This window comes from Dehalococcoidia bacterium (assembly GCA_003597995.1).
GTDB lineage: Bacteria > Chloroflexota > Dehalococcoidia > Dehalococcoidales > UBA1222 > SURF-27.
Map to the genome: position 1 here is coordinate 1 of QZJY01000064.1, position 10,760 is coordinate 10,760.

Below are 10,760 nucleotides of genomic sequence, written 5' to 3' on the forward strand. Positions count from 1 at the left end.
AGAAGGTAGAAGTCTTTTTCATCCTTGCTGATATAGGGTTTCTGTAACTTAAAGGGGATGTGAAACATAAAACTGAGCAGCGGCATTTGTTTGATAACTGATATATCCGGGAACAGGTGAAAAGCATCTGGGATTGTAGTTGTCTGTAGCTTCTTCTGCCAAACATCACGGATTGAATTGGCAATCTCGGATGCGCGCTTGCTCCAAAACCATAGATAGGCCAAGTGGGGGTCAATATCCACTGCGCTCTGTGCTGCCTTCGTCATACTATCCTCAGCCTGCCGGCACGCAACCTTGTCTCTTATTTCTCTCGCCTGATTAAGCGCCATAGCTGTTTGCTCAAGTTCGTTAAAAACATTAGTCAGTCCTGTTTGCCGGAAGGCATAGTAGTCGCGCTGCATCATCTTCACCTCCCAGACCCAGTAGACTCTGCGAAAATACCTTAATATCGACGTTGTTAGGCGTAACGGAGTCCCTGGGCGAGTTCATTTCACGCCACACTTGCAAAGTATAATTTGTGCTCAAGTGTTTATAAATGGCATCTACAACTTTCTCCCGATCCCATTTATCACTGTCTACATCCGCCTGGTCCGGAATCCATCCCCAGATACGCATCAAACCACCGCAGTAAGGGCGGGACATTTTGACTTTGGCCGCCATCCTCCCGTCCTCGACCGTACCCATGATGAAATGGCGCAGCTTCGTGTTTTGCTGCCCGGCAAAGAGCTGGCGCAGATCGTATTTGAGGTTAAAAGTGCTCTGATCCGTAGCGTTTTGCAGTTGAATACGGGCCAGAAAAATGTTTTGCAGATTGGGCAGATTGGGCAGTTTGGGGTATTGGCGGTTGCCGGCCGCAGCTACAAGCCAGTCGTAAAGAGGGCGGGTGTCAACCCGGCCGCTCACCGGTTCAACCACGCCAAACCCCATTTGCGCTTTTGCTCCCACGGCCGCCCAATCGGCCACAAATTGTAGCAACCCACCAATGACCCCGGCAGGAAAATATCGATCCAGGCTTTGCATTTGAATGGTCAGGTTACCGGATCGCGGCTGGTCTGGGAACCACCAGGTAGGTTTTTTGTTTGTCCTCGAATTAGTGCGATCGGCGCTGATCGGCGTAGGTAATGAAGTATCCCGTTGAGTTTGATCGATGATTGTCAGGCGGAAGCGACGACGCCAGCCCGTAGCCCCGAAAACCTGGGATACATCACAAAGGCCGGCATCACGCAGGCGGGCACGTTCATCAGTTGCTTGGGATTTCTTATATTTCTCGGAATCAAAGCCACTGCGTTCATCTTTAGTAGGGTCATTCACCATCCCGCCGAAGCCACGCATAAATACTTCAAACCACCAGCGCAGACTTCCAATGATGCCCGTCTCGTGGATACGTTCCATTTTGCCCGCTTCTACACCACCTGTCCACAGGGGCGTTAACGTTCTGAATGCCAATTCCAACTCCTTTTCCACCTCCCATATAATATCGCCTTGAATGACCTGACATTTATTTGCAAAACTATATTGAAGAGTTCATCATCGCCCGGTTTTACTCTTTTTCAATTCTCTTGGCTTCAATTTATCTCTACCCATACTTTCGATTAAACCAGCCGCTTTCATTACGCATTCGAGGCTAATCGACGGCACTTGTTTTTCATCCCTGACATAACAAGCCAGGTATTGTTCGGATGGGTTATCAATGCCCAAGCGGGCACAGACCATATACGCCACCGATTCTGCTTCAAATTCCCTGACTTGTTCACTCAGACCACGCCGTTCCCGCCACCACTTATCATTAGGTGTGCCTAAATGTCCACAATAAAGATGGGCCAACTCGTGGACAAGGGATGCATAACGTGATTCCTTGCTAGCTTTTTGATCAAGTTCTAACTCGTAGCGAACGGGAACACTTGACTTTCTAAATTTTATTTCTTTACCTGGTTTAGCAGTTCGTATCGAACCACCTTGTTGTGAACCCATACGAGTAGTTTGGATGAATACACCATCCCGCTTACTATTTTCAATGGTCATGTTTATTAAATTGTCATTAATCTTTCCTTTGCGGACCTCAAACGGCTTTTCCACTTCCGGAGGCAGAAATTCGCCCTCGGTATCGGAGACATCAAAAACGAACATTACCGGCCCCATCGGCTGAAGGATGACCATCGGCCGTGCGCCTGGTTTAACCCGGCGGCCATAATCACGCAGCCAGCGATATGGTGGCGCGACAAACTTTGCCCCCGGCATTTGAACATGAACCAACATAGCGTTAAATGGCGAGTAGAACCGGAAGCGAGCAATAAACTGCATAAGATCGTAGTACGCCTTGCTGGCACGGTACTGGTATGTCAGATTAAACAGTTCATCCAACGCACGCTTAGCCGCATCCTGGTCCCACACATCCGCAGGACTCAATAATAAATCTGGACTGCTGACCCCTTTTTCTATTGTCTTTTCTCCTTCAGGACTTGACATAGTTACCTGCCCTCCCCCATTCGCGTCAGCGCCTGGTCATACCACATCAGCAGCTTGGGATCTTCTTGAAGGACGTTTTCGGAAATCTTGCCGGCCACGGCGATGATGGTGGTGTAGTCATGCTCCTGCCACGCCTTCTTGAACCCGGCGCGGACGGCCTCCAGGCGGAATACCTTCAGGCGCTTCTGTTTGGACTCACGGTACTCCTCGAACTCGCGCAGCAGGGCCCGCTCGCGCAGCTTTTCCAGGTCGCCGGCTTTGTTCGGATCGGGTACGTACCAGCGGTCCTTTCCCTTGCGCTGTAGCTCCGGGGCGTCCTTGGGCAGGTTGCGCAGTTCCTTGAAGTTGGTGGACAGGTAGCCGTGAATCTGGCCCGGTACCCCGCCCTTGCCGTCGTAGCGCAGGAAGTTCTGCTCCAGCAGGACCGAAAGCTCCAGGGGTTTTTCGTGTTTCTGCCAGCCGCCGATCTCTTTAATGAACTGCGGGTGGAGTTCCTGGAAGGTCTGCGGCTTCCTGGTGAGCTGTGCTTTTAGCCACTGGATGGCGGAAGCTTCGTCGGTGACAAAGAGTGAAAGCTGCAGCACTTCTTTTACGGTCATGCGCTTCTTGTCGTACTCGGCCACCTGGCCGGGGAGGAAATACATCCCGTCGCGCACCGGGAAGCGCTGCTCCAGCCCGGCGTAAAATTCCGCGGCGGACAGGGGAACGATTATCCCGCGCTGGACGTGGAAGGCCACCATGCGGTCGAAGAGGAGGTAGTTTAAGCGTTCGGCGACGATTTCCAAACGAAGTCCAATGTCCAAAGTCCCTGGTCCAAAGTCGTTCTGACCTGAGACTTTGGACTTGGGACCAGAGACTACGGCAACAGGCAGTTGCCGTAAGTGGGTGCGGACAAAGTCCCAGACGCCGTTTTCCGTGCCGGCTTCGAGTTTGAAGCGCTCTTCAAGGCCGCCGTTGGGTTTGTAGGCGGAGATAACAAGGTCTTGCTTTACTGCACCGGCCGTGGTCATTTGGTTAAAAGTACCCTGTTTTTTATCAATTGTCCGAACATCGGCGACGACAAAGCCTGCGGCTTGAAGCGCTTCCTGAATAGCATTCCATACCCGGTTCTGGGAATTGTGGAATTCGACCGTCATCCAGCGGCCGGGTTTAAGCACGCGGTAGTATTCCTGGAAGCAGCGGGTCATAAGCTGCTGGTATTCCATAGGCCCTTTGCCTTGAACTTTGTTCTCTATGGTTTCCGGTTTATTGTTAGTAAAAACCTTGAGCCAGGCTTCCCAGAGAAAGTTTAGCTCGGAGTACATCAGATTGCCGCCGAAGGGCGGGTCGGTGAAGATGTAGTTAGCAAAAACGGTCTCATGCATCGATGATGTTAGATCCGCTGTAAAAAGCGAAAACGGGGATGCTACGGGTCGTCTCAGCTCACGTTTTACCATCCGTTGAAGCTTGCCCCTCAGTATGTATTCCGGCGAGACCTCAACTTGTTGGGAACCAACGTAAAGCGTACCGCTAAGATATTGGTTGACTTGAGAATAATGCGTAGGCACATATCTAGAGATTTTCGAAAATCCAAGGGACGCGTATTGGACAAAAAACATGACGATATTCAGAAGTTTATCCAAAGGGTTTCTTGCAGTTTGGTACAGCGCCCCCAGCACCCACAAATTCCGCTTCGTATAAAAATGGTGCACATGGGTGAGGCCTATGTCATCGTTGCGCCGTGACTCTTCCCCCTCCGGCATCCGGTCGGTCGGGAACCAGCAAGGGATTTCGCTGCTTTCGATTTTTTCGATCAGCGCCAGGTCGAATTCGTCGGGCGTTTTCTCGTACCGCTTTTTACCCGCGCTGTAGTTGATGAGCACGGGGACCTGTTTGGCCTGGCGCACAGTCTGGTTGACGGCCTGATCGAACCGCGTCACCCAGGCGCGTTCCATGGTGCGCTTGGTGAGGCGGGCCCGGCAATGGGGGCAGGAAAACGTGTCGCGCACTTTGCCGGCGCCCTTGTCCACCGCCGCTTCCCAGAAGATCACTTCGCCCGTTCAATCCGGGCAGACAAAAACATCCGACCAGACGGTATAATTGATAGTTCCGAGTCGCGAGCCATAGGCCGCGAGTCGGTCTCTGATTTGCTCTGGTGTCGTGGCCTTCCGGATGACCGCGGCAAGTTCTTGTGCGAGCGACCCGTGACCCGCTGACCCGTGACCCGTTGACTCGTGACCCGTTGACCCGTGACTCACGATGGTGGCGTACATCCAGCCGCATTCTTCCTCCACCTCCTGTAGAATGCGCCCGGCCTCCTTTTCAAAGGCGGCCACATCCACCGGCGTGTTGTAATTGTAAGCAATGAAGGTGGCGGCGGGCGACAGGTCGTTCAAAACAGCCCGGCGCGCCCCGAGCTTGGAGAAGGGCCTCCATACCGTGTGGGCGTTCTCATCCGGCTCCGGCGCGTAAACCGTACCGTCGTCTTCCACCCGGTATCCCAGTGATTCCACTGCTCTCCGATCGCCGCACAGTTGGGCCGCCACCCCCGTCATGCCCGTCCCGCAGAAGCCGTCGAAAACCACATCCCCGGGTTCCGTGTAATGCAGGATGTAGCGCATGATCGCCTTGTGCGGCACCTTGGTGTGATACGAGTGGGCGTTGTAGATCGGGTCGTTCTTGCCCTCGCTCACATCCGCCGCAAACGGTTCGCGCCGGTAGTTGTCCGTTACCGGATCATACGGCCTGCCGTAGTGCTTGATGAAGTCCGCGACGAACGGATTCGGACAGGCGGTGTAATACGGCGGGTCGGACAGGGCCAGGATGTCCTCGTCCGAGCCGATGGGGAACCCCTCGATCTTGCGAAACTCCGGGTCGCGAAGCTTCTCGCGCAGCTTCTCCAGAAAATATTTCCGGCGCTCCTCGTCGTTCGGAAACGTCATGCCGAGGCAAGTTACAGGTCCCGAGTCGCGGGTCGTGGGCCGGTCCATTTCAAATAAGGTCTGCTGATAATGTTGTGCATTCTTTTTGGTCATGAGCTGCCCCCCTTGGTAAGGTACCGCATGAAGCCTCCAATGAGATTTCCTGCTTCGGTTGCCATTCTATAGAGTGAATCGAATTGGTCTTGGTTGATCAACCCGGCATCAAGCGCTACATACAGTTGCGCTTTCACTTCACCGGCCGAACCCTTGGCAATGGAGAGGAAGCGCCTGAACTCGACATCGCCTCCGCGCTCGAAACCTTCCGCGATATTGGATATGACGGATACGGCGGCACGGCGTATCTGGTCGCGAAGTCCGAAGTCACGCGCGAACGATCCCTCATTGGAAACGGCGTAAATTTCCTGAGTCAGTTCCCGCGCCTTCTTCCAGGCTTCGATGTCTTCGAACCTCTTGATTTTCACCATCTTCATTCCTTCCACCCCTGACCCACGACCCGTAACCCGTGACCCACGACCCGTGACTCGTAACCCGTGACCCACGACTATTCCAATACAATCCGGACTTTTTCAAGCTCCTTGCCCCTGGTGAGTTCGTCCAGGTATTCCTCAAACCGCTTCTTCATCTCCGCCGGGGTGGCGGGGGAACCGCCCTTGAGCAGCCCGGCGCGCAGGCCGGCGGTCTTGACCGTCACCTTGAGCAGGCCGGAGAGGGCCTCCTGCAGGGCGTGGATGAAGTCCTGGCCGGGGTCCTGCGGCAGAGCCCGCGTCTTGATGAAGCTGTCAACGAGGTTACGCGGCTCTGGCTTGAGCAGGTCCAGGTTGCCTCTGGTCGCCGGGTCTTCCAGGTTGGCAAGCAACGCCGCAGTCCATTCGGCGATCATCTTATCCAACTGCTCATCAAGCTGTTGCAAGACGGAGGCGGCGTTGATTGGACTTTGGACCATTTCGTCCGCCGGCCGGAACCCGCAGTGCGGGCACACGGGCGAGGCGTTCAATCCCCGTTCGGTAAGCGTAAAGCAGCTCTTCAAGCCCGCCAGGCGGTTTTGGAAACCGGTCAGTTGCTGGCGGGGCATGATGTCGATGGCGGAGAGTTTCTGCAGCGCCTTCAGCCGCTCATCGTTCATGAGCCGGGACTTGTGCTTGTCCTCATTGACGCCCAGCCGCGCCCTGGTATGCAGGTCGAGATACGCCTGCAGGTACGCTTTTTTCAGGCCGGTAAGCTCGCGCTGCGTCTGCTGGCGGAAGTCCGCCGCGCCGCGCCCGGCTGGATCGCTGAGCTGCCCGAGGACATCCTCGCGCACCGTCTTCATCCTGCCGCTCCATTCGTGCCCGGCGGGCAGGACCGCTTCGGCTGTGGAGAGGTACGCAGCCGTGGTCCCGAGGGCGGCCGCCAGTTCCTGCAGGGACTCGATCTCTTCCAGAGTCCGGAGCCCCTCGCGGTGGCCGTTTACCTCCGGGGCGTCGTAACGGAAGTTTTTCAGTTTGCCCGGTGAATTGAACGCCTGTAAAGATTCAAGGAACGACTTCGTTTTTTCCAGTTGCGAGTTCCGGGCTGTGAGTTCCGGGTCGGAAAACAGCCGTTGCCCCCAGAAGACCGGCCCGTCCCGCAGGTTTTGTATGGCCAGCGCGATGCGGTTGACCGTGCCGGTCACGGCCTTTTGGAGTTCGGCAACCGGCTCGTCTTTGTTTTGAGTAACCAGTTGCGCCATGCCCGGCGTGAGCCCGAGCAGCTCGAACAGTGCTTTAAGCGCCGGCAGGTTCCAGTCCCTGGGGCGTTCGATGTGCTTGAACTGTTCCAGTTCTTCGATGCCGGTCCCGGCCAGTTGGGGAAGGCCGGCGGCGTCGAACTTCTTGCCCGGAACAGCCAGCACCAGTTCGCCGGAGTAGACCAGCGCCGCCAGGACCACCACGGCCCACGCGGGCTCCAGTCGCAGGGTCTGCGGCGCCAGGTACTCCACCCCGAAGATTTCCTGGATCAGCTCGGAGCGGTTGACCACCTGGCCGTGGCCCTTCTTACTCAAGATGTCGAGGATATGCCGGGCGTATTTCGATTTATACGGATCAAGCCTGTCGCCGTCAAGAAGCTCAAGGGCGTCCAGCACTGCGGTGGCTTGTTTGGTCGGCTTTTGCCCGGCGATGGTCCGCAGCGCGTCCTGGACAGCCTGGGCCTGGTTGGCTCCGGTGATGAGCACTGGAAAGACGGGGTATCCGGGAGCCTGTTCCTGGAAGTGGGCCCCGAGGCAGATGCCGGCAACGGTGTTTATCAAATTGCGGAAGTTGATGCGTTCGTGGGAGGCGATGCCGGACAAATCGCGGACCGGCTTGTCCCTGGACCACCCCATTATCGACCTGGTCCGTCCCTGGTAGGTGACCTCGAAGGCCTCATACATGTTTTCCTTCAGCCATTGCAGCAGGTCCCGCAGAAAGCCCGACGCCTTGGACTCATAGGTTGACTTGGCATGCCCCGAGGCGGTGGAGGCCAGGTCAAGGGCCGCGGCAAAGCTCTTGAGCGCCGTGCGGAAGGCCTCATCCTTGCCCGCCAGACGCAGGAACAGTTCCTCGGGCTTCTTCTCGTCCTTGAAGCGCGGGGGTTCGAAGGGCTGAATGAAATAAATGTAGAAGTCCCGCGGCGGGACGGCGGTGGAGCGCTCGTTGGGCGCGCCAAAAAAAAGGTACCCCTGGCGCGCGGCTTTCCGTTCCAGCCATGTAAGCTCGTGCTGCCAGATTTTATAGCCGGTGACGTAGGTCTGGTCGGTGCACTCCATGACCCGCTTCAGAGCCTCGTAGTAGTAGCGGTCGAACTGAGAAGCGTCAAGACTGTCGGCGCGCTTTTCGATCAGGGCGTCGAAATCGTCGGTTTTCTTCAAATCCAGGTAATACTGGCGGTTTTCCGGGTTCGATGAGATAAACTGGCCGCTTACCGTCCTGTGGATCTCGCGCAGGACGGTCTCCACCTGGGAGAGCAGGTCGTCGGCCGGGTCGCCGCCCAGGTCTTCGATGCCGGGCTGGTACAGGCAGAGAGTGTCTCGCAGTTCCTCCGCCGTCGCGCCCAAAGGGGCGTAGATATCGCCGGTGGTCAGCCGGTGGACGGAAAGGGCGTGGATCAGCCGCAGCGCCACAGGTTTGTAAGCGGGCCGGGTAAAAGCCGCCGGATGCGGGCCTCCAGCACCTGGCTGCAGTCGATCACCGCCTTGATGTCCGGCACGGCGCGGAAGGAGGGGTTTTCGCACAGGTTCGTCCAGTAGCCGTCGTAGGCGATCAGCCCGGGCGGAAGAAGAGGTTGGGGGCCGGGTGATGAATCAATCGCGGGCAGATCGTATTCAAGTATCTTTTTAATTTCGCGGCTGAGTGTTTTCAAGACTTCGCGTTTCTCTATCGCGGTGACCCGCTCAAAGGTGTCGATATAATCGGGATGTACTGGGAACAGCCGGACGAACTCGTCCATGCGCTCGTTCATGCGCCCGTAAAATCTGGCGAAGGGGGTGAGGTAGGCACGGATTTTGGCCTGCTGCTCGCCGGTTTTCTTCAGCAGCCGTTCGGCCACCACGAACTTGACGTCCTTGCGGGCAATCAGGATTTGCTCGAAGCGGTCTTTTACCCGGCGGATGCTGTCGGCCACGAAGGAGAAGCGGGGGCTGTCGAAGATAGCCTCCTGCACCCCGGCGATGAAGCGGAAGCGCAGGTCCTTGCAAACTTCGCCAATCTCCCGGAGGAAGTTTAAGTCGAGGATGAGCTCCTGATCCTTGCGGCTGCGGAGGTAGTCGAGCAACTCGTCCACCACCAGGAGCAGGCCGTGGTCGGGGTAATCCTGGTGAAAAGCGGCCATCATCTCCTCGAAGGCCCGCTTGTTGTTGGACACTTCCGCCGCCGATGGAAACGAGTAGTTTACCCCGATAGACGACAGGTACTCCTCCAGTTCGCCCGTGAGAATGTCGCGCAGGGACATGGTGGTTGCTCCGATTTCGGTGCGCGCCACCTTGAAGCGGCCGCCGATTTTGCCCGCCGCGCCGGCGACGCTGCCATCGTTCAGGTACGGGGAGAGTTCCCCGTTCTCCGCCAGGGCGGAGATTACCGACATAAGGTGGGACTTGCCGGTGCCGTAGTTGCCGACAACCATAAGTCCCTTGTTGTCGGCCGGCTGGTCGAACTGAAGCTGGGGAATGACGAGGCCGGTCAGCTTTCCGGCCATCTCCCCGGAGATGACGTAGGTCCGGACAAGCTGCCGCGCTGCGGCCGCCTCATTGGCGTCCCGCAGTTGCACCACGGTCTCGATGGGTTCGAATTGAATCAGATCTTTGTATTTCATCACGTTTAACCCCCATGCGATTTTGCCTGTATATGGCGAGATTTGAGAACTGATTGGTAAGTGAACGTTTCTTCGCCCGTCACCCGTCACTTTTCATTCATCACTTCCGGCTCCGCCGGGCTCACGATCAGCAAATCGTTAACTGCGTATCGCCTGTATTCAGGGTGTTCCGGCACGGCGTAAACCAGGAAAAGCGACGGGTGGATGCGTCTGATTTCGCCGTTCCAGGCCACGACGAGCGTCTTGTTCCGGGACAGTCCCTGCAGGAGCCGGAGAGGGTCCTGTTTGAGGGAAATATCGAACAGCAATTCAATATTGTCGAGCAGGATAACTTCGCCGCTGAAGGTGTTTACGATCTCCGCCAGCAGGCGGGGAAGTTGCAGCGCTCGCAGGCGCCCGGTGAGATCGAGCATGCGGCGGGAGAGTGCGAGGTTGATGTTGACCAGCGGCGCGCCCGTACGTTCCTGAACATCCCGGAGCGCGGCGGTTTTTCCCGCCCCGGCCGGCGCCGCCAGGATAACGAGGCGGTGGTACAACTCGGCAGCCCGGTTGATTTTTTGCATCACCCGATCGGCAAGTGATTCCGGCATTACTGCTCTTCTCCCGTCTACAGTCAAAATTTATTCCAAAACCGGCCACAATCAAGTTTCATCCTTAAGCTTTATGACAATGCAAACATTTCTTCAATATGAACGGGCCGATGTATTTGATTAAACCTTGCGCAGATTGTGGAATTTATTCTTCTTTTTTTGTCAAATTTCCTGCAGGATGGAAAAAATTTGTTCCATACCGGCCGCTGCCCCGGCAACCGGTGCGAATACCATCCCCTCAAAAATATTTGTCTTGATTATACCTGACTACCCCGACATATATTGTCGCATGGGAAAATAAAAACCATTTATTAAATGTGCCTGCGATACGGTATAAAAATGAGGTGAGCCCAAAATGGGTGCTGTTGAACATTTAGTCGAAGAAATAAGAAAACTGGACCCGCAACAAAAAAAGGAATTATTCCGTAAGTTGGGAATCACTCCTGTGGAACCTGAAGAAGAATTCCGCGGCGGTCCC

At 55.9% G+C, this 10,760-nt stretch carries 5 protein-coding genes and 2 pseudogenes; all 7 read right to left on the reverse strand.

The features are described 5' to 3' along the window. A partial coding sequence (locus tag C4542_08605; protein RJO60650.1) for a hypothetical protein occupies window positions 1-404 on the reverse strand: 404 nt, incomplete at its 3' end. After that, a complete protein-coding gene (gene cmr1, locus C4542_08610) occupies window positions 358-1,446 on the reverse strand; it encodes a type III-B CRISPR module RAMP protein Cmr1 (protein RJO60651.1) in 1,089 nt (362 codons plus the stop codon). The genes C4542_08605 and cmr1, both read right to left, overlap by 47 nt. Before the next feature lie 81 nt (window positions 1,447-1,527). Then, the gene (locus C4542_08615; protein ID RJO60652.1) at window positions 1,528-2,466 is read right to left on the reverse strand and encodes a hypothetical protein; all 939 of its coding nucleotides are present in this window, start codon (window positions 2,464-2,466) and stop codon (window positions 1,528-1,530) included. Window positions 2,467-2,468: 2 nt separating this feature from the next. Next, window positions 2,469-5,480, reverse strand: a pseudogene (locus C4542_08620) (DNA methylase). Then, a complete protein-coding gene (locus tag C4542_08625) occupies window positions 5,477-5,851 on the reverse strand; it encodes a four helix bundle protein (protein ID RJO60654.1) in 375 nt (124 codons plus the stop codon). The pseudogene C4542_08620 and the gene C4542_08625 overlap by 4 nt, the downstream one beginning before the upstream one ends. Window positions 5,852-5,928: 77 nt before the next feature. Continuing rightward, window positions 5,929-9,692, reverse strand: a pseudogene (locus C4542_08630) (ATP-binding protein). Window positions 9,693-9,778: 86 nt separating this feature from the next. After that, window positions 9,779-10,282 (reverse strand): BREX-3 system P-loop-containing protein BrxF, encoded by a 504-nt coding sequence (gene brxF / locus C4542_08635; protein ID RJO60653.1) that lies wholly within the window; start codon window positions 10,280-10,282, stop codon window positions 9,779-9,781. Between the last annotated feature and the right edge of the window lie 478 nt (window positions 10,283-10,760).